General features: G+C 48.9%; 15 protein-coding genes. 5 read left to right on the top strand and 10 right to left on the bottom strand.

Annotation, left to right across the window (positions count from 1 at the left end):
* Positions 1-202: 202 nt before the first annotated feature.
* From J7438_RS12900 to J7438_RS12890, 3 genes are all read right to left on the bottom strand, one after another.
* Positions 203-2,746, bottom strand: coding sequence for a hypothetical protein (locus J7438_RS12900; RefSeq protein WP_209276856.1), 2,544 nt, complete (start codon positions 2,744-2,746; stop codon positions 203-205).
* 217 nt (positions 2,747-2,963) lie between these two features.
* Complete coding sequence (locus J7438_RS12895; protein ID WP_209201866.1) at positions 2,964-3,887, bottom strand: hypothetical protein; 924 nt, start codon at positions 3,885-3,887, stop codon at positions 2,964-2,966.
* Between the two features lie 226 nt (positions 3,888-4,113).
* Positions 4,114-4,260 carry a hypothetical protein gene (locus J7438_RS12890; RefSeq protein WP_209276855.1) on the bottom strand — a complete coding sequence of 49 codons (147 nt, stop codon included), beginning with the start codon at positions 4,258-4,260 and terminating at the stop codon, positions 4,114-4,116.
* 507 nt (positions 4,261-4,767) lie between these two features.
* On the opposite strand from J7438_RS12890, the gene J7438_RS12885 reads away from it, so the two are divergent.
* Positions 4,768-5,568 carry a hypothetical protein gene (locus J7438_RS12885; RefSeq protein WP_209276854.1) on the top strand — a complete coding sequence of 267 codons (801 nt, stop codon included), beginning with the start codon at positions 4,768-4,770 and terminating at the stop codon, positions 5,566-5,568.
* Positions 5,569-5,659: 91 nt separating this feature from the next.
* On the opposite strand, the gene J7438_RS12880 is transcribed toward J7438_RS12885, so the two are convergent.
* From J7438_RS12880 to J7438_RS12870, 3 genes are all read right to left on the bottom strand, one after another.
* The gene (locus J7438_RS12880) at positions 5,660-6,235 is read right to left on the bottom strand and encodes a 5-formyltetrahydrofolate cyclo-ligase (RefSeq protein ID WP_209201863.1); all 576 of its coding nucleotides are present in this window, start codon (positions 6,233-6,235) and stop codon (positions 5,660-5,662) included.
* On the bottom strand, positions 6,216-6,782 hold the full coding sequence (ssb, locus tag J7438_RS12875) for a single-stranded DNA-binding protein (protein WP_209276853.1): 567 nt from the start codon (positions 6,780-6,782) through the stop codon (positions 6,216-6,218). The genes J7438_RS12880 and ssb overlap by 20 nt, the downstream gene beginning before the upstream one ends.
* A 183-nt stretch (positions 6,783-6,965) precedes the next feature.
* Positions 6,966-8,309: an MFS transporter gene (locus J7438_RS12870; protein WP_209201861.1), complete on the bottom strand. Its 1,344-nt coding sequence runs from the start codon at positions 8,307-8,309 to the stop codon at positions 6,966-6,968.
* A gap of 610 nt (positions 8,310-8,919) precedes the next feature.
* Here J7438_RS12870 and J7438_RS12865 point away from each other — a divergent pair.
* The 4 genes from J7438_RS12865 (at position 8,920) to J7438_RS12850 (ending at position 14,745) form a co-directional block, all read left to right on the top strand.
* The gene (locus tag J7438_RS12865) at positions 8,920-9,456 is read left to right on the top strand and encodes a hypothetical protein (RefSeq protein ID WP_209276852.1); all 537 of its coding nucleotides are present in this window, start codon (positions 8,920-8,922) and stop codon (positions 9,454-9,456) included.
* Positions 9,457-9,607: 151 nt separating this feature from the next.
* Positions 9,608-10,465: a hypothetical protein gene (locus J7438_RS12860; RefSeq protein WP_209276851.1), complete on the top strand. Its 858-nt coding sequence runs from the start codon at positions 9,608-9,610 to the stop codon at positions 10,463-10,465.
* A gap of 91 nt (positions 10,466-10,556) precedes the next feature.
* Positions 10,557-13,382: an excinuclease ABC subunit UvrA gene (uvrA, locus tag J7438_RS12855; protein WP_209276850.1), complete on the top strand. Its 2,826-nt coding sequence runs from the start codon at positions 10,557-10,559 to the stop codon at positions 13,380-13,382.
* A gap of 379 nt (positions 13,383-13,761) precedes the next feature.
* Positions 13,762-14,745 carry a hypothetical protein gene (locus J7438_RS12850; RefSeq protein ID WP_209276849.1) on the top strand — a complete coding sequence of 328 codons (984 nt, stop codon included), beginning with the start codon at positions 13,762-13,764 and terminating at the stop codon, positions 14,743-14,745.
* Positions 14,746-14,875: 130 nt separating this feature from the next.
* Here J7438_RS12850 and greA read toward each other — a convergent pair whose 3' ends face one another.
* From greA to J7438_RS12830, 4 genes are all read right to left on the bottom strand, one after another.
* Entirely contained in the window at positions 14,876-15,352 is a 477-nt protein-coding gene (greA, locus tag J7438_RS12845) for a transcription elongation factor GreA (protein ID WP_209201856.1), read from the bottom strand.
* Positions 15,349-18,609 (bottom strand): carbamoyl-phosphate synthase large subunit, encoded by a 3,261-nt coding sequence (carB, locus tag J7438_RS12840; protein ID WP_209201855.1) that lies wholly within the window; start codon positions 18,607-18,609, stop codon positions 15,349-15,351. The genes greA and carB overlap by 4 nt, the downstream gene beginning before the upstream one ends.
* Positions 18,610-18,636: 27 nt before the next feature.
* Complete coding sequence (gene carA / locus J7438_RS12835) at positions 18,637-19,779, bottom strand: glutamine-hydrolyzing carbamoyl-phosphate synthase small subunit (RefSeq protein WP_209201854.1); 1,143 nt, start codon at positions 19,777-19,779, stop codon at positions 18,637-18,639.
* Between the two features lie 177 nt (positions 19,780-19,956).
* Positions 19,957-20,799 (bottom strand): hypothetical protein, encoded by an 843-nt coding sequence (locus J7438_RS12830; protein ID WP_209276848.1) that lies wholly within the window; start codon positions 20,797-20,799, stop codon positions 19,957-19,959.
* Positions 20,800-20,808: the final 9 nt, after the last annotated feature.

Here is a 20,808-nt window from a genome sequence, read left to right as displayed (position 1 = left end):
CGCCCGTAGCGAGGACGGCAGAAAATTGATGATAAAAATTCGGTTTTGTGAGGTGAATAGCGGGGCTATTTGCCGAACAAAAGCGGATTTTTAGACCAATTTGCTGCCGCCGCAGTAGGGCAGTCTATTCTCGGACAGCCTCCTAGACGGGCGCTATTCTCGGTCAGCCTCCCAGACAGGCGCTATTCTCGGTCTAAGCCTCCTAGGCCCAAACATAACCCGGATCGATTCTTTTGTACCCATACCATATCTGCGCCCTTTGCCGGTGTTGGTTAGCCCTGGATAAATCAGTCATAGCCCAGAGACTGAAAGTATGCCCCATGGAACTGAACAGACAACGCAGTCTGAATCTGATTTCAGCATCAACCTTAGGGTCGTCGGCGATTTCCGGTTGTTTTAGCATTGCCTGCACAGCATTCCAGATGACTTCAGGGTTGATATCAGGATCAATCTGATCCAATTCCAGACAATGCATCAGTGACGGCAAAATAAATTTATTCCTGGCATCCAGCACCCATTGCCTGGCCTTCTGTCTCATCGGTGCATCGGGAATGATAGCCGAGCGGAAAAAATCATCAAACTGATGCAACTCCGTCCAGGCGCACTCCTCCCAGATTCGCTCAATGCCAATACAGGTTTTCAAAAGAGGCTGATTCAACAACTTCTGGTATATCTGCCGCTCGCCGTTTATATCCGAACGGGTCCTGGCCGCCCGGATACACCGGAGTGTTTGCAGAATAACCGGATTCCAGTGTCGGGAGAGCAGTTTTTCAAATGGCTTTATGGGCCCCCTGGCCGACTGTACCTGGAAATCCTGAAAATCAGCCGATGGACAGGCAGAATGATGTCTGCCGGACCGAACCACCCTGATCACTGGCGCAACCTCCTGGTGACCAGGCTTGTTCACCTCCGGCTCGCGCCCCTCAGCTCCACTCCCCCCCGGGGATTCAATGACATCATGCTCTGACTTGTTGACAGACTCATTTCTTTGACCATTGCGCTTCCTGCCTTTATTTCGGGCAAGCCCCACCGGCAGGTTGGCAAACTTTGGTACATCTTCAGAAAACTGTCGTAGAACTGCGTCAAAATCGTAGTCCTTGTCTGAAGCCACTGCCTGCCCTGTTGGTGATTCCGAGAAGGCAGACAACTCCATGGTCCGTTCACTGGTATCCCTCCAATATTCAGCCAGTAGAGGGCTTTTCTTCAGATAATACCTGGCATATTCAGTTGCTGCATCGGCAGCCAACTCCCACTTACGGGCTTTAAGGAAAAAAATATAGGCACTTGACCAGTGATTAGGGGACATTTGTGCGGCTTTGCGATATAAGTTGGCTACTTTCCAGCTATACATTGGTGAAGCAGAATGTGCACGCTGATGGATGCTTGCCAGAAGACAGGTGACTAAAGCATGAATGTCACCCTCCCCTTGAATGTAGTCTTTTCGGGCACGAGCGACGGCTGATTGAAACCTCCTGTCAACCTCCAATATTTTACGCCTGCATGGCTTATTTCTTCCGTTCATACCTCCGGTATACAACAGACATTCAGCAATCAAATCCCTGACTATATGAAAGAGTTCAGAACTTAACTCTGAGTCAGAGAACCAGCGTGATCGTTTATACCGCTTGTCTACCAGAAAGTGAGCGTTCAACTGCTGTAAATAAGACATCACCATTATCTGCATTGCAGCACCAAGCTTGGTTTGTGGTGGCACATTAGGCTGATCGACAAACAATGACGTGAAGCTCACCGGGGCAAAACGCACATAATCGTAGGGAGAGAAGCTGACCGGGGACAAATAAAAAAACATTTCCTTGATAATTGTCGGGCAGTAGGCGAGCAAGGTAATGCCCTTGTGATAGTTAACGCCATCCTCAAAGAACGGCAACCCTCCCATAAAATAGAGCAGACTTAATGAATAAAAATCCATCATCATGCTGGCTTGACTGGTCAACTCAGCAAAATCATTCAACACACTTTGATTCAGGGCCTGTATCAGATGCTGACGGTCAGTTTCAGACACCGGCTTACCCCGAAGCATATCGCTGTAACACTTCAGCAGCACCCAGTTTCGGAAATAGGTGGTCATATCCTCATGCATCAGTTTTTGCAAGCCCAGCAGTTTTCCTGTTGTCTGGTTCCGATCTTGCTTCTTCTCCAGCCAGGCAGCCACATGTCTGTTCAGCACCCGCTTCAAACCTGCAGACCGCAATTCCTCAGCGGTCAACTTGCTACCATCTACTTGCAGGTTAATGTTGGCAAACATGTCCAAAACGTCGTCACCGGGTACCGCAAACCGATCCAGGGGAATATCCAGAAAGCGGTCAAGCCAGTATTCAAGCCCGGCATTGCCATCACTACCCTGATTTGTTGCCGCCTGCACGACATCGGCCTGTGGTTCTTGTGGCATGGCTGTTGCAGTAGCTGCATTTTCAGTACCGGGTGGCTCAGAATAATTCACCACTCTTGCAACAACGCTAATACCACGCCTGCGAATCTGATCAGCAGCAGCCCCCTCCAGGCAAATTGACGTCGAGACAACCTCACGACGGGTGTTGGTGACTCTGTCGACCAGCCACACATTTAAACGACAACGGTTTTCAACACGCTCCTGTGGCTGGGTGCCGCGCTCACCAGAATCAGGATCGGTGCGGTTACGCTGACCATCACTGCCACGGTCAACTGCCGGAGTATTGGTAGTTGGACTAATGTCGCTGCCTATGCCATGACTGAAACCGCTTTGCATCGGATTGCTTTCTGCATGCTGCATGAAATCTTTTTTATTCCTATGACACTCATTCCTCAAAAAGGTTCAAATGTATAACTGATAACTTAACCCGGAACAAATTGATCTGATTGGATAACCCGGCAGGCAATGAACTTATAATCTCAGCCTGTTGCTGCAAAACCCGCATAAACTGCCTGCAATGATGTTATGCTTTGAACAAGTGGTATCGAAACAGCTACTCTGTCGCTTCAACCCATATTTTATAAACCTCTGCTTCGACCAGGCGCTCACTGGAATCCCAAAAATCCGAATAGAGAATATTCACTTTCTGATTCGCAGCAGCAGCATCTTCTGCATAGCGGCAAAGGCTTTCCTGATAAGTGGTAAACTGTCCAACATCAGGGACAAACGGATGATCGTTACCTGCCCCACGTTTTTTAACGGGCAAACTTACAGTTTTCTCACCCGATTCGTTGAGGAAACTCTGTTCGGGTATCCATTCATCCCGATAACTGACAACACGTCGATTGCCGCCTAAATGAACATCAATAATACAAAGATCACTGAACAAACGTCTGTTTATCCGCTGAACTCTGGTGACCAGCCCACTGTCGACCTTCTCACGATAAAACCAGTTGCTGTGATAATCCCAATCAACTTCAGCCCCTTCCGGAAATGCTTTAAAAGAATGAGAAACGGAAAAATCCTCTGCCAAAGAGGAAATATCCGTAAGAATGAAGTCACTTTCGGAACTGAAAGGACTGCTCCAGAAAGCTTTACTTCTAAAGAAAAAAATGAGCGCATCTGAATCTGGTGTAGCAACCAGATCCTTCCAAAGCTCCCGGCCCGATGCTTCGACAGACAGTAAATATTGAAATGAAGGGTACTGAGAAAGCTGCGACGCTTTACTTGCATGCACCGCCAACTCCCCGGAACTCCACAAAACCCCATTAACCCACTCTCTGGAGCCAGGGATTCCAACCAATATACCGGTTAGCCAGCTATTTTGACTATCGACGATAACCGCATCGTTTGCTGTACCACTCAAGGCCTCTCGCGGTGAAACCTGGGCAAACTTGCCCGGGGAATTCGCTTCTGACCTACCTGTGGGAACAAGAAACAACACCATAAAAACAATGATGGTCATCCATTTCATCATTAGCTTCCCTGTATGAGTTTTAACATCCACTGTCGCACGCGTCGACCGGCCATGCGAGCAGGGGGCAATCCCAAAAGCAACGGTTATTCAAGGCAACAACTCCTGCATTGCCCCGAAGAACGAACGATCACCCTAAAGCAATATCTTTTAAGATAACGAAGGTTAGTGATTAAGAACAGGGGTATATCTTATGTTGGTGCCATCATAGACTTCATCTGACCAACCTTCACAGAGCTGACGTTTCCATAGCATCAGCACCTGCCATGGCTGCATCTTTTTTAATCTGGTATTCCATCAGGACAATTTCATCCATGGGACAAAAGAAGCCACCAGCCACAGGGCGAATCATTGCCAACAGTTCGGGACGATCCATGAACGCATCCCTTGCCACATCAACAGAAATCAACAGAAAGCACGCCTGCTTTTGCATAATGGTTAAATCGCATAAATTAAAAATTACTCAAAGATTATTTACAAAATTATATGACGAATAGCAGAAAAACCATTTTATTAACCACAAGATAAAAACCATAGTACTAATCAAAACAACCTGACAGGAAATATAACAACTACGGCTTTATATATATTGATTATGAAAATCCCTTTATATGAAAAAAAAACATTTATCTATTTTTTTATATAGCCATACCATTTTGCGGAAATAAAATATTACTCTAGAATCCCTCTTAGTATCTCTCCATGCAGTAAGCGAGTTCCATTACCGAGCTTAAATTAATAAACAGCCATGAAATATTTCAAAAAAATATATTTAAAGCTAGGAATAATAAGGCTTGCTTACTGTCCAACCGTTCGGTTCTGATCTTTATTTAGAGAGAACCGTTTTTCTTAATTAAAACAGCCATCCGGATAAGGGGTTAGCATGTTTAGAGGAAAGTGTTTATTCGTCGTCTTATTGTTATCAATCACATCGGCATCATGGGGAGCCCCTTCCGATACCAGAGTCGGGGTTGAGGATGGGTATTCAGGCGGGAGTTCTTTTCCAGCCATTCTCAGTAGCGGTACTTTCTCTTTTCTTGAGCTGGCTGCTCATGCAACCATTCTGATAGGTGGTGGGAACTATGCTCCGGAAAGCCCCTTTACAAAAGTATTGTCATACATCCCGCAAAAGGTTTATGACTTCAGTGCTACCAACATTCTTTCCAACCGTGTTGCCCACAGCGTCTTCCTGAGCCAGGTATTAAGATTACTGCCCGTTGCCAACGATTACGTCTGTGGCATGATGACACTGACGACTGAAGATGGCTATTATATCGACAGCGTTCTGGTAAATCAGGGATCAATACAGAACGACTCACAATTTGAGCATATTGGCGACAATCTTTTTGTGCCAAAAAACAGAGGTATCACCAACCTGTTATTAGTTAAGCAGATGACCGGGTGGTCAACGGCAGGAAGCGCATACATCACTGAAAACCCAATTGACTTATTCGTCACTGTTTCTGATGGCCGACAAACGTCTACTATCAATGTTCAGAAAAGCTCATGCACATTGTACAGTTATGGAAAAGCTCAAGCCTCTGTCATAAAGGGTGATGATGTATCTTTCTGTCTGACAAACTCTGGAACCGACTCAAAAGTATCAACGATTACTGCACTAACATCTGCCTACGGTAAACCAGCCCTAATGCGTATTCCCGGGGAAGCCTGCGAAAGCTATTAGTCCGGTATTCTGAATGATTAATGTTAATCTCTAACAATATCCAAACAATACCACCCTCTTGGTAAAACAGGGTGGTTTTTACCAGAACAAATTATACCGAGTAATAGCGACTGTCCGTTGCAATACCAGACATGTCTATATCCCAATGTTCTACAGGGATCGATTCAACTTTCTGACACTCATGGGCAAGGCCGATAAGTATTGGCTTTTTCGCAGTACGGGTAAAAGCAAATGTTTTGTCATAGAAGCCTCCTCCCATGCCAAGCCTTCTGCCAGCTTCATCAAAACCGGTTAAAGGTACAAGGACAACATCCAGCTTTTCCGGTGAAATCGGTTCTACCTCCTGCAAGGAAGGCTCAGGGATTCCAAAACGATTCAAAACCAGATGAGTGTCGGGCAGGTATTCAATAAACAGAAGGTTGTTATTGCTCCCAATCACTGGCAGATAACATTGTTTGCCAGAATTCCAGAGAAAATCACGGAGAACGTCCGGATTTATTTCGCCATCACTGGCTATATAAATAGCAATGTGCTGGCTATCTGCAAGCTCAGGCCGGGCACTGAGAATATCACACAACATTACACCAGCGCTGACCTGCTGGTCAGCGCTTAATGCCCGCCGGCGCTCGCGGAGAGAGGTTCTTAACTCAGAACGGGATATCATCATCAAAATCGTCAAAACCACCAGCAGGCTGTGGCTGGGGAGTTGATTGCGGTTGCTGCGACTGCGCTGGTTGATGCTGTTGCTGTTGTTGTGGTGGTGGTGACCCGTATTGCTGAGGCTGCTGCGGAGCATAAGACTGCTGCTGTTGCGGTGCCTGCTGCTGGTAGCCACCTCCCATCGGAGCCCCCATAGCGCCTTCCTGACGGCCATCCAGCATTTGCAGCTGGCCACTGAATCCATCAACAACAATCTCGGTAGTATACCGATCCTGACCGTCCTGACCCTGCCACTTGCGTGTCTGCAGCTTACCTTCGATATAGACTTTCGATCCTTTACGAAGGTACTGCTGGGCGATCTCAGCCAGCTTGCCGAAAATAACCACCCGGTGCCACTCCGTTTTCTCCTGTTGCTGACCGGTATTACGGTCTTTCCAGGACTCACTGGTTGCCAGACTCAGGTTGGCAACGGCACTGCCATTGGGAGTAAAACGTACATCCGGATCATTGCCCAGATTACCAATCAGTATTACTTTATTAACGCCTCGAGCCATTTAGCTTCTCCGCCATATTCACTCAAACTCAAATAGCCTCCAAGAACAGAGTCCATTCATTGAAGACACCATGGAGTAGCCTTACAGGACCACACCATATTAAAAATGCTCAATTAAAACAAAGGCCCTATACTTGGTTCCCCGTTTTTATTCTGTATCAACCCGCAGGTTTAATATCTGAACCTAGCACTGCCCAAACTGTCTTAACTCGGACCAGTTCAGTGCCTGCTTATCAACTTTCAGATAAGCTGTTTTCTCTGCGGCAAGCACTGTCACTTCCTGAACACCGTCAATACCAGCAAGTCGTTCTCCTACCGAACTGACATCACCAAGCTCAGGATTCAGAGCCATTACCATAGTACTCACATAAGGTGGTTGCTTCATAGTAACAGACAACCAGCACCACAGGGCAGTGGGAATTGTACAAAGCATTATGACAGCGGGAACACCGCCATATTCCATGGCTACGCCCCCAAGGCTGCCGCCCAGGGCAGCCCCCAGAAACTGGCTGGTTGAGTAGCCTCCCATGACAGTGCCACGGGTTCCCACAGGCGCGAGTTTGCTGACCAGGGATGGCAGCGTGGCTTCCAGAAAATTAAATCCAAAAAAGAAAATCAATAAGCCCGCCAACAACATCGTGGCACTGAGCATGCCTTGATAAAACAGCGCAAATGCCACGAACAGAATGATAATGCTAAAGCTGTAGCACTGCTTGAGCAGTCGCTGACGCTCACTGAAAATAATAAGGGGGATCATCATAACAAATGACAGGCCCAGGACGGCCAGATAAATACCGCCATGAGCAGAGCGGTCAAAATCTTTGCTCAAAAGCTCGGGAATAAAAATAAATAAAGCCATCAACACAAAATGGAGGGTAAAAATTCCAATCATGTGCCTCAGCAACTCCAGGTTAGTGAAGACCTGATGCAACACCTGACGATCAACAGAGCTGTTTAAGTCCCGCCGTTTAATGACCGGCGTTGGCACCAGCAGGATAATAACCAGCATCGCGGCCACCGCCATCAGGGCATTAGAGATAAAGAGTCCGGACAGCCCCCAGATATCACTGACCACCGGCCCCAGTACCATGGCAATGGCAAAGGCAAGGCCAATGCCCATGCCAATCATGGCCATGGCCTTGGTTCGATGCTGATCCCGGGTAAGGTCAGCCATCAACGCTGTCACTGCGCCGGCAATGGCACCACACCCCTGTAAAATACGCCCGGCAATCACTCCCTCGATGGTGGTAGCCTGTGCCGCCAGAACGCTTCCCAGTAGAAAAATAAACAGTCCCAGCAGAATAACGGGCTTCCTGCCCCAACGATCAGAAAGCCAGCCAAACGGAATCTGTAATATGGCCTGGCTGAACCCATAGGCACCAATGGCCACCCCGATCAAACTGGGCGAAGCGCCCTGAAGATCGTCAGCAAAAAGAGCCAGAACAGGCAGTACCATAAAAAGTCCAAGCATCCGAAAGACAAAGACCAGGGAAAGGGATACAGCCGCTTTTAATTCAACAAATGACATGGGATAACAGCAAAGTCCTGAATTTTTTTGGTGGTTATAACTGATAAAATTACTGATAAACAGTGTCGCCGCAAGTCTATCAGGATCCGGATCCCGGATGCTATGCAGAAATCATGCTCACGGATTATAGCCCAGGGAGAATCATCATTAGTGACGGTGAGACCCGTTGATGTTTTACCCAGCGCTCAGGCAATCGTCGCCGGGTCAGGTGGTCAGGCCAAAACACTCTATTGTGTCTGCGACAAAATGTCACTGTTGCAACCATAACATGTTGACTATAAGTACAGGTCAAAGCCTGTTGAAAATCCGTTATGTGCTTATCAAAAACAGCTTATCAAAGACAATAGTCGGGCACACGTATCAGGATCTGGTTTAACGATAGCGGCAGCAGCCTGACATCGAAACTATCAGGCATTAGTACGCTATCCTCACTTGAGCAGATTAATCCATGAGTGATATTTTAAAAAAAACCATCTTTTTTATATTAGCCATTTGTTTTCCCTTACTTGCTGCATCTACGGCATTTCCTGCTGACACATCAGATTCCGAAACGCCCATTTCGGCACATTACATAAAGCAAAATAGTGATGGCACAGAAACCAGCTGCATTGTGACCGGGAATGAAACTCAAGAAGAACGGGAAAGGCTGCACAAAGCTGGCTGTACTCTGGAAACACTTCAAAATAACCCCGATATTGAAGTTGAGGTCACATTAAAAACAAACACTGGCCCCAGATCGATCCTGATGACCTCCAAATACTATTTAATGTGGTTAAACAGCGGCCTCCATGCCGTCAATATCTCTCGCACCTTGTCCTTTGCTGTCCTCAATCTGGTCGTTTTTCATCCTGGTGAAGTACTGAAATACCTGGGTTCTTCAGCGCTATATAATGTAGGCTTGTCCCGTAATGCCAACCAGACACTCTACCCATTCCTTGGTAAACACCTCTCATCTTACTTTTATCCTGATGGCCGGGATAACCGTAATAACGATGAACCTGAAAGCCTTGGCCTTGGAGGTCACATCCTGGTCATAAGCGCAGATCTTATTATGTGGTGGCTAGAAGCCCCTGACTATGGCTTTAACATAAACAGTCTGATACTCGGTCTGGATTTATTACACTTTGCCCTTGATATGGCAATATAAACCGGACAAGGCATTTCCAATAAAGTGTCTGGCTGACGAACATGGCTAGCCTGCAAAATCAAATAAATCAATATTTTGGTTGGTACCCTTTTAGAGCTATTCAAAACCATCACGTTGGTTGGAGAGTAAACCAGAGGGATAAACGTTATCCATGTCAAAAAGCACCTACCCCCTTGCCCGGAATAATAAAATCATCAAAATAACACGACATTTGTTTAATTTTTGGGTTCGATGCATTCTGTCCATGCTGGTTACCTTTTCTCTACCATGTCTTTCCGACACCATCAAAGAAGAAACCACAAGCTTCTCGATGTCAGCCAGCTACACGACAATTAATGAACACGGAAAAGAAACCCTCTGCACAATCTCAAGTAACGACCGCATTGAGAAATTGCAAGCGTTGAAAAGCACTGACTGTAAGCTCCCCATGTCAATTGACCCTAATGATCAGTCAGTCATTCTTATCTCCCATAGCCCCTACCATAAAACCAAGCAGATATTACTCACTACCCGAAACCTGCTGATGTGGTCCTATATGGCAGTGCACGTATACAAACTCCTGGACTCAGGAAACATCCTCTGGACTCAACAGGAAGCCTGCCCCTGTAGCGGGAAATTAATGGATATCAGCAATAAACCGGACAGGTTAATGACCAAAGGTTTCTTTTTTACCTACTATCTCCTGAGCCTTGGATATCATGGCTGGCGTTATATTCAATCCTATATAAATCCTGATGCCTCAGCCCCTGACAACAAAACATCTGAATTCAAGAATGATGAACCTGCATGGTCCGACACACTGAACAACTTTATATCCAGAGTGTCAGAGTATCCTTATGCCGGTCAAATTCTGACCTTGGCTCTGGATTCAGCCGCACTGAAATGGGACTGTCGATGCCCCGGCTATTTTACCGACAGCAAAGGTGGCCTTTACTTCAACGGCCACCTCTGGATGCTTTTGCTGAATGTCGCAATTTTTACTACAGACTTGGCGATCGACTACTTATAATACTCCGTTTGCTCTCAGAGCCTGTTGGTGACCTTTTTCAGCTTGCAGAAAGGCCACCAACAGGCTCTCTCACTGGCACGGAGAAAAGGCTGTGGAAAAGATTACCGTACAGGGCGCGCGTACACACAATCTGAAAAACATCAACCTGGAGATGCCCCGTGACAGCCTGATAGTAATCACCGGACTATCAGGTTCCGGTAAATCTTCACTGGCCTTTGACACGCTGTATGCAGAAGGCCAGCGTCGTTATGTCGAGTCCCTGTCAGCCTATGCCCGCCAGTTTCTATCCATGATGGAAAAGCCCGATGTAGACCATATCGAAGGACTGTCGCCGGCGATCTCCATTGAGCAGAAATCCACCAGCCATAACCCGCGCTCCACCGTCGGTACGATCACAGAAATCTATGACTATCTCCGGTTGCTGTTTGCCCGCGTCGGCATTCCCCACTGCCCGACACACCACCTGCACCTGGAAGCTCAAACCGTCAGTCAGATGGTAGACCAGGTTCTGGCTTTGCCTGAAGGCACTAAACTGATGCTGCTGGCCCCGGTGGTCAGGGGGCGCAAAGGTGAACACCTCCATGTATTCAATGAACTGAGAAGCAACGGTTTTATCCGTGCCAGAATCAACGGGATTGTTACGGATCTTGATACACCACCAAAGCTGGATAAAAAGAAGAAGCACACCATCGAAGTGGTCATAGACCGCTTCAAGGTGCGTGATGATTTACAACTGCGTCTCTCCGAGTCGTTTGAAACGGCCCTTGAGTTGACCGATGGTCTTGCTACTGTCAGCTACATGGATGATGACGCTAAAGACGACATCGTCTTCTCTTCCCGGTTCGCCTGCCCTGAATGCGGTTACAGCCTCAATGAGCTGGAACCACGGCTTTTTTCCTTTAACAATCCGGCCGGAGCATGCGCCACTTGTGATGGGCTGGGCGTTAAACAGTTCTTCGACCAGGATCGTATAGTACAGCACCCTGAATTGACCCTGGCAGAAGGCGCAATCCGTGGTTGGGACCGGCGCAGCGTTTACTACTTTCACCTGCTGAAATCACTGGCCGCTCACTACGGTTTCAGCATTGACACCCCGTTTGATGACTTAAGCCCGGAACAGCAGAACATTATTCTTCATGGGTCCGGTGATGAAGAGGTCAATTTCAGTTACGTCAATGACCGGGGGGATGTCTATAAAAAACGGCATATTTTTGAAGGCATTATTCCCAACTTTGAGCGACGTTTCAGGGACACCGACTCCCAGTCCGTCCGGGAAGAGCTGGCCAAGTACCTCAGCACCCAGCCGTGCCCATCCTGCAAAGGCACCCGTTTACGCAAAGAAGCCCGGAATGTATTTGTCCAGAATGAAACCCTGCCGGACCTGGTTAAATTGCCCGTTGAAAAAGCACTGGTCTATTTTCAGGATCTTGACCTGCCCGGCCGCCGTGGCGAGATAGCCAGAAAAGTACTTAAGGAAATCTGCGATCGCCTGAGCTTTCTGGTCAATGTCGGCCTGAACTATCTTACCCTGGAGCGCAGTGCGGATACTCTTTCCGGTGGTGAGGCCCAGAGAATTCGATTGGCCAGTCAGATTGGCGCAGGTCTTGTGGGGGTTATGTATATTCTTGATGAACCCAGTATCGGGCTGCATCAACGGGACAATGAACGTCTTCTGAATACGCTGACCCGTTTGCGAGACCTGGGTAATACGGTGATCGTCGTTGAACATGATGAAGATGCCATTCGCAGCGCTGATCATGTTATCGATATTGGCCCCGGAGCCGGTGTTCATGGTGGTGCCATCGTCGCCCAGGGAACCCCCGGACAGATCATGGACTCGCCGGATTCTTTAACGGGTCAATACCTCTCAGGTATTCGCAAGATCAATGTACCATTCAAAAGAACGCCCGCAGACACAAAGAAAACCCTGAAGCTCAGTGGTTGCAGCGGCAATAACCTGAAAAATGTCACACTGGAAATTCCAGTGGGTTTAATGACCTGTGTTACCGGCGTTTCGGGCTCTGGCAAGTCCACCTTAATCAATGGCACACTGTATCCGCTGGCCGCCACAGCGCTCAATAAAGCAACAACATTAACCGCTGCTCCCTATAAAAAGCTGACCGGCATTCAGCACTTTGATAAATGCATTGATATTGACCAGAGCCCCATTGGCCGGACACCACGTTCTAACCCGGCCACCTACACCGGGATTTTTACCGCCATTCGAGAACTCTTCGCAGGCACTCAGGAAGCCCGTTCACGGGGCTACAAACCCGGCCGTTTCAGCTTTAATGTTAAAGGTGGCCGATGCGAGGCCTGTCAGGGAGATGGTGTTATCAAGGTAGAGATGCACTTTTTGCCAGATATCTACGTTGCCTGCGATGTCTGTAAGGGCAAACGTTATAACCGTGAAACCCTGGAAGTAAAATATAAAGGCAAGAGCATCCACGAAGTACTTGAAATGACCGTGGAAGAAGCCTTGCAATACTTCGATCCAATACCCGCAGTCAAGCGCAAACTGCAAACCCTGATGGATGTAGGGCTTTCCTACATTCATCTCGGGCAGAACGCCACCACCCTGTCTGGTGGTGAAGCCCAGCGGGTGAAACTGGCGAAAGAGCTGTCCAAACGGGATACCGGTAAAACACTCTATATACTGGACGAGCCCACCACCGGGCTCCATTTTCACGACATTGAACAGCTACTCTCTGTCCTTCATCGCTTGCGGGATCATGGCAACAGCGTGGTCGTCATTGAGCACAACCTGGATGTGATTAAAACGGCAGACTGGATTATTGACCTGGGCCCGGAGGGTGGTGATGGCGGCGGGCAGATTATTGCCGCTGGCACCCCGGAAGCCGTATCGGATGTTTCAGAGTCTCATACCGGCCGCTTCCTGAAACCAATGCTTGTTTAGAACTGTCGGACTTAACACGGCCCTACACGGCAACGGCTCCTGCGTTGCCCTGGCCCCGGTTCAGGACGAACGGAGCCAGGACATCAATTATATTGAAACCGTGTCACAAAGGAACTTTTATAAGAAAGAGTGATCTCTAGCTGTAAGTCAGTAATGCTACAATTCAATGAATCCCCTTAATAACATACCTTCATTCGATTGCTATTTTGACGGCCTTCATTGCGGCTTGTCAGATTTACCGGGGCAAACGTATAAATCTGGTGTCAGTGGACAACAGCCTGAATACCTGGGCATGTCTGTTCAGACACTGAGCACTCCTTTTCCGGTTTACCATAATCAGTCAGATACACATGAAAATTTTACAGACTCTTTTAATTCATTGAATAAATATACTATTAATTCTTCAACCCTTTCCGCTTCAGCAAACACTTTCGTAAATGATATTCCCGAGATACCTCAATCAGCTCTGGATCAATATGTACACTGGAATTCTGATGATCAACAATTTCATTATACGTTGCCATCAGATATTCCCTTTATTCAGCAGGTATGCTTATCAGGAAGCGAACCTGAGATCATGGAGCCAACATCAGTAAGCTATTTGAATCCAGAAAACAGGTTAACTCATTTTCCTGTCGACAACCCAGAGGATTTACAACCAAGTGCTGTGCTTAACCCACTCAGCCTGAACCAAACAACCCGGGCACAGGGAATAGTTGATGGTAACTCTCCAATCGTTAAGCACAACAAGGAGCTTCACAATAATCCTGCTTGCCAGGAGAAACAAAGGGGGTTCCAAAGGAAGCGCCACAAGAATGATTCTTCATACACAGAGCGCCAAAGGCTGTACAAAGAGCGCCAAAATCTGAATAGAAAGATGCGCTACATAAATGATCCCGATTTCGCAGAGCACCTGAAGAACTATCAAAGGGAGTATCAAAGGGAACGTCGCAAAGACCCTGCTTTCCGGGAGCGCCAAAGGCTGCGCCAAAGGGAGCTCCGTAAAGACCCCGCATACTCTGCGCGCGAAAGGGCGCTTAACAGACAGCGTTACAAAGATCCTGCTTACGCACAGCGCCGAAAGGAGCTCAGCATGCAGTGGTATAGGAAGCGTCGCCAGGAGTTCAACATGGAGCGGCAGAGGAAGTGTCGCCAGGACTCTGCTTACGCAGAGCACGAAAGGGGAGTCGGTTGGGATCACCAGAAAAGTTACCACATACTCAACCGGCAAAAAGAGTGCCAAAGATTGCATTACCAGCATGCCCCTTCTTACCCGGGAGATGAGCATCTCCCGTCGGCCAATTCATCTGCTCCTCTTAATGCATACGGTGAGCTCACATCAATGCACCTCTTGAATGAATAAGATTGATAATTAAAGCTGACCACCGGTAAGTACAAATTCGTTAGCCAAAAAAATAAAGCCCTGTGCTGCCTCAGACAACACAGGGTTTCAATAAATATGGAAAAAGATACTGCGCTCAGTGATGCATTAATCAAATATGCTGCACTTCATCGATCTCATATTCCACCCCGCCAGAAGGGGTGTTAACCACTACCACATCCCCTTCTTCCTTGCCGATCAGGGCCCGGGCAATGGGTGAGTTGACAGAGATCTTGTTCACTTTGATATCCGCTTCATCATCACCGACAATCTTGTAGGTGACTTCCCGGTCATCATCCAGGTTGATCAGTACAATCGTGGTACCGAACAGCACCTTGCCGGTCTTGGTGATGGTGGTAATATCAATGACCTGGGCATTGGAGAGCTTGGCCTCAATCTCGTTGATGCGACCTTCGGCAAAGCTCTGCTGCTCACGGGCGGCATGGTATTCAGCATTCTCCTTAAGGTCTCCGAGCTCACGTGCTTCAGCAATAGCCGCAGAAATACGAGGACGTTCCACCCCCTTCAAATGAGCCAGTTCCTCACGGAGGGCTTTTTCACCCTCCACCGTCATGGGAATTCTTTTCATCCAACGTTACCTTCGTGTAGATCCTGAAGCCGTCTGACCAATCTTTCAGATCCAAAGGCGATCGAACGCGCAATCGCTTCTGCTCCTGCCATGGTGGTTGTATATAGCACCTTATTGGTCAATGCAGAGCGACGGATCAGGTAAGAATCAGCTATGGCCTGACGACCTTCAGTCGTATTGATGACGAAGGCTATATCACCATTGACGATCATGTCCACCAAATGCGGTCTTCCCTGATGCACTTTGTTGATGGTGGTGACCGGCAAACCGGCTTCTTCAATCACTTTTGCCGTGCCGGAGGTGGCCAGCAGCTCGAAGCCGATATCCATCAGCAGACGAGCTACCATCGGCAACTCCGGTTTGTCAAAATCCCGGACGGAGAGAATGACCTTACCCCCCTGTGGCAGCTGCATGTTCTCAGCCAGCTGCGCCTTGTGGAAGGCTTCCGGGAAGGTAGCCCCAACGCCCATCACTTCGCCGGTGGATTTCATCTCCGGGCCAAGAATCGGATCCACGCCGGGGAACTTATTGAATGGGAAAACCGCTTCTTTGACACTGTAGTAAGGCGGCACAATCTCAGCAGTAAAGTTCAGCTCTTCCAGGGTTTTGCCCATCATCACCCGTGCCGCAATCTTGGCCAGGGAGTGACCAATGCACTTGGAGACAAATGGCACGGTACGGGAAGCCCTGGGGTTCACCTCAATCACGAAGATCTGGTCATCCTGAATGGCCAGCTGCACGTTCATCAGGCCCACAACACCCAATTCCAGGGCCATGGCACGAACCTGCTCACGGATTTCATCCTGATGACGACGGTTCAGGCTGTAAGGCGGCAGCGAGCAGCTGGAGTCACCGGAGTGAATACCCGCCTGCTCGATGTGCTGCATGATCGCGCCAATCACCACACGCTCACCATCACACACTGCATCAACGTCCACTTCTACCGCACGGTTCAGGAAGTAGTCCAATAGCACCGGGCTGTCGTTCGATACCTGAACAGCGTCTTTCATATAACGCACCAGCTCATCTTCGCCGGCGACAATTTCCATGGCACGGCCACCCAGAACATAGGAGGGACGAACCACCAGTGGATAGCCAATCTCCGCCGCTTTGGCCACCGCTTCCTGTTCACTGCGAACCGTGGCGTTAGCGGGCTGCAACAGACCCAGTTTCTGGATCATCTGCTGGAAGCGCTCACGGTCTTCGGCACGGTCAATGGCTTCAGGGCTGGTACCGATAATTGGCACACCTTCGGCTTCAAGGGCACGGGCCAGTTTCAGCGGAGTCTGCCCACCGTACTGAACAATCACCCCGGTGGGTTTCTCAACATCGATGATGGCCAGCACATCTTCCAGGGTTACCGGCTCAAAGTAGAGTCGGTCAGAGGTGTCGTAATCGGTAGAAACGGTCTCCGGATTACAATTAACCATAATGGTTTCGTAGCCGTCTTCCCGCGCCGCCAGTGCCGCATGGACACAGCAGTAGTCAAACTCGATACCCTGACCGATACGGTTTGGTCCACCACCAATCACCATGATCTTTTCACGGCCAGAAGGCTCGGCTTCACATTCTTCATCATAGGAAGAGTACATGTACGCTGTCGTAGACTGGAATTCAGCCGCACAGGTGTCCACGCGCTTATAGACGGGCTTAACCTGTTGTTTACGACGATAGTTGCGTACTTCGGCTTCTTTAATACCCAGCAGTTCCGCCATACGCGCATCGCTGAAGCCTTTCTGCTTCAGACGGAACAGGCGCTCTTTCGACAGAGAGGCCAAACCTTTACCATTAACGGCGTCGTCAGCCAATAACGCTTCTTCATTCACCAGGTCCTGAATCTGTACCAGGAACCATGGATCGATCATACACTCAGCAAAGATCGCTTCCAGGGTCATACCGGCACGGAAGGCATCCGCAACGTAGTAGATACGGTCAGCTTTCGGTGTCACCAGTTCACGACGGATTCTGGCCAGCGCATCTTCACGCTCTGCATCAGAGCAGGCATCCAGTTTGATATCAAACATGGAGTTAAAGCCCGTGGCACCAGTTTCCAGGCCACGCAGTGCTTTCTGCACAGACTCCTGGAATGAACGACCAATGGCCATTACCTCACCCACCGACTTCATCTGAGTGGTCAGACGGTCATCTGCCTGAGGGAACTTCTCAAAGGCAAAGCGGGGGATTTTGGTCACCACGTAATCGATGGATGGCTCAAACGAGGCTGGCACCACACCACCGGTGATCTCATTGCTCAACTCATCCAGGGTGTAACCCACCGCCAGCTTGGCAGCAACACGGGCAATGGGGAAACCGGTGGCCTTGGAAGCCAGGGCAGAAGAACGGGATACACGGGGGTTCATCTCAATGACCACCATACGACCGGTGTCCGGGCAGATGCCAAACTGTACGTTGGAACCGCCGGTTTCCACACCAATCTCACGCAGCACCGCAATGGAGGCGTTACGCATGATCTGGTATTCCTTATCGGTCAGCGTCTGGGCTGGCGCGACGGTAATGGAATCTCCGGTGTGAACCCCCATGGGGTCAAAGTTTTCGATGGCGCAGACAATGATGCAGTTATCATTGCGGTCACGAACCACTTCCATCTCGTACTCTTTCCAGCCAATCAGCGACTCATCAATCAGCAGCTCATTGGTGGGCGAAAGGTCGAGGCCACGGAAGCAGATCTCTTCAAACTCTTCCTTGTTATAAGCAATCCCCCCCCCGGTACCGCCCATGGTAAACGACGGACGAATAATACAGGGGAAGCCAACCTGATCGAGAACGGCGCGGGCTTCTTCCATGGTATGGGCAATACCGGAGCGCGGCGTTGCCAGACCGATATTTTTCATGGCCTGGTCAAACAGCTGGCGATCTTCGGCTTTGTCGATGGCCTGCTGGTTGGCACCAATCATGGCCACGCCGTACTTTTTCAGCACACCTTTATGGAACAGATCCAGGGCACAGTTCAGCGCGGTCTGACCGCCCATGGTGGGAAGAATCGCATCCGGGCGCTCTTTTTCGATAATCTTCTCGACGGTCTCCCAGCGGATTGGCTCAATATAGGTTGAGTCCGCCATGGCCGGGTCGGTCATAATGGTCGCCGGGTTGGAGTTTACCAGGATGACCCGAAACCCCTCTTCCTTCAGCGCCTTACAGGCCTGCGCTCCGGAATAGTCAAACTCACAGGCCTGCCCGATAATAATTGGACCAGCCCCGAGTATCAGAATACTTTCAATATCAGTACGTTTTGGCATCTTTCTCTCACATCAAAACGGGGTTGGTTACTTTGCTGCCTTCAGCATCTCAACAAAACGGTCAAACAGCCCGGCCACATCGTGTGGGCCCGGGCTTGCTTCAGGGTGCCCCTGGAAGCTGAAAGCAGGACGATCAGTCCGCTCAATACCCTGGAGGCTGCCATCAAACAGTGACTTATGGGTTGCCTGCAGGTGCTCTGGCAACGAATCTTCCGCTACGGCGAAACCGTGGTTCTGGCTGGTGATCATGACCTGACCGGTCTTGAGATCCTGAACCGGGTGATTGCCGCCATGGTGACCAAACTTCATCTTCTCGGTCCTGGCACCACTGGCCAGAGCCAGCAGCTGATGCCCCAGACAGATACCAAACACCGGCAGAGAAGTTGCCAGAATTTCCTTAATGGCGGCGATGGCGTAATCACAGGGCTCGGGATCACCAGGGCCATTTGAGAGGAAAATACCATCTGGATTCAGGGCCAGAACTTCTTCGGCCGGTGTTTTGGCTGGCACAATGGTAAGGCGACAGCCTCGCTGAGCCAGCATGCGCAGAATGTTTCTTTTAACACCAAAATCGTAAGCCACGACGTGAAACGGCAGGTCCGTCACGTTGGCATGGCTGTCGGTCTCCAGATTCCAGACACCTTCTGTCCAAGTGTAAGGCTGGTCAGTGGTGACTTCTTTTGCCAGGTCCATCCCTTTCAGGCCCGGAAATTCACGAGCCCTGGCCAGTGCTTTGGCTTCAGCAGCTTTTCCGGTCAGAGCGTCACCCGCCAGGATACAGCCATTCTGCGCACCTTTTTCCCGGAGAATTCGAGTCAGGCGGCGGGTATCAATACCAGCGATGGCGACAATATTGCGGGATTTCAGATAGTCATCCAGAGACATTTTGCTGCGCCAGTTGCTGGCCAGCAGTGGCAGGTCCTTGATGATCAGACCGGCAGCCTGGATCTGTGGGGATTCTTCATCTTCCGGAGTAATACCGGTATTACCAATATGGGGATAGGTGAGCGTAACGATTTGGCGGGAATAGGAAGGGTCGGTGAGAATTTCCTGATAACCGGTCATTGCCGTGTTAAAAACCACCTCACCACTGGTCTCACCATCAATACCGATGGCAATTCCCCGGAAAATACTGCCATCTTCCAGAGCTAAAACAGCCGTCTTAGTCAAAGGATCCTCCCGAACTTGAACCTGAGCGCCTTATGCCCGAACGCTATGATGCTTAAAGTTCTCCAGTTTGAAGACCCAAAAAAAGCGAGATGTTTTAAAAAACCATCTCGCTTTTGATCTTGCACCCTGCCGCGCACACCATAAATTCAAGGCAAATTTGTGGTATTAGACTATAAATCAATTAACTTTTCCACTACTTTTTTTGGTCGCCAGGTGATTTTGACTCAGAGCATCAAGAGGCAGCAACTCAACCCAGTCTTGTTTATTCATATATTCTTCAACCGCTCTTCCAGCTCCTCCGGCCAACTCTGCACGATTGGACATCTCCCGGATCGCCTGATTATACACACGCGCTCTAAACTTCTTCTGCAACTCCTCCTGCTTAAGTTCAAATGTCAGTTGTTGAATCTCTATTTCCAATTTAATCAGTTTTCTTGAAGATTCATCGTGTACAAGTACCTTGAATGCATACTCCATAGGATGCATTAAATTACCCAGACTGCGTCTGCAGAAACCTAGATTTTCCAAAACTCTCTTCGCCTTGTTTTCTTTGCTTTTCAGCTCACTCTTTTTTTTCTGTGTTTCGATCAATAGCTCTAATCTGTTTTTTTTGATGATTCTCTCCATCCGATGCTGAAAGCGTATCCTGAATAAATCAGAGTTACGGCTCTCCCTGTGGTTATTTGCAGACCCGGGCGGGTTGTTTTTACTAAAAGTGGATAGCTCATTTCTTGCTAATTTCTGAGGCACCACTTCAAGGTCCGTGCTTGCAGGCAACGGCCTTTTCATCGATTTACCCATGCTTCCCGCTGGAACAGAGCCATTATAAGGCGCAATATGACGGGAACAAAGGCTGCGGGCAGTTCTGTCGCAAGCTGTATAACTGCCCGGAAGCATTTTTTTCTGTCCTTCAGCTGTCCTCGGGAAACCTTCAATGCCATCAAGAATGGCATCAAGACTCTGATTCGCTAACCAATCCCCCCACCCCTGAGGGGTAACAACGCCGGATACTATCATCACTATCAACCT

The sequence above is a fragment of the Thalassotalea sp. G20_0 genome (genome assembly GCF_017744175.1).
Taxonomy (GTDB): domain Bacteria; phylum Pseudomonadota; class Gammaproteobacteria; order Pseudomonadales; family Endozoicomonadaceae; genus Endozoicomonas.
Note: the sequence above shows the minus strand (reverse complement) of the source record. Positions and strands in the feature narration are given on the sequence as shown.

Coding starts and splice junctions, on each gene's coding strand:
- J7438_RS12900 (WP_209276856.1), bottom strand. CDS start 2,746: ATGCAAAGCGGTTTCAGTCATGGCATAGGCAGCGACATTAGTCCAACT.
- J7438_RS12895 (WP_209201866.1), bottom strand. CDS start 3,887: ATGATGAAATGGATGACCATCATTGTTTTTATGGTGTTGTTTCTTGTT.
- J7438_RS12890 (WP_209276855.1), bottom strand. CDS start 4,260: ATGGATCGTCCCGAACTGTTGGCAATGATTCGCCCTGTGGCTGGTGGC.
- J7438_RS12885 (WP_209276854.1), top strand. CDS start 4,768: ATGTTTAGAGGAAAGTGTTTATTCGTCGTCTTATTGTTATCAATCACA.
- J7438_RS12880 (WP_209201863.1), bottom strand. CDS start 6,235: ATGATGATATCCCGTTCTGAGTTAAGAACCTCTCTCCGCGAGCGCCGG.
- ssb (WP_209276853.1), bottom strand. CDS start 6,782: ATGGCTCGAGGCGTTAATAAAGTAATACTGATTGGTAATCTGGGCAAT.
- J7438_RS12870 (WP_209201861.1), bottom strand. CDS start 8,309: ATGTCATTTGTTGAATTAAAAGCGGCTGTATCCCTTTCCCTGGTCTTT.
- J7438_RS12860 (WP_209276851.1), top strand. CDS start 9,608: ATGTCAAAAAGCACCTACCCCCTTGCCCGGAATAATAAAATCATCAAA.
- greA (WP_209201856.1), bottom strand. CDS start 15,352: ATGAAAAGAATTCCCATGACGGTGGAGGGTGAAAAAGCCCTCCGTGAG.
- carB (WP_209201855.1), bottom strand. CDS start 18,609: ATGCCAAAACGTACTGATATTGAAAGTATTCTGATACTCGGGGCTGGT.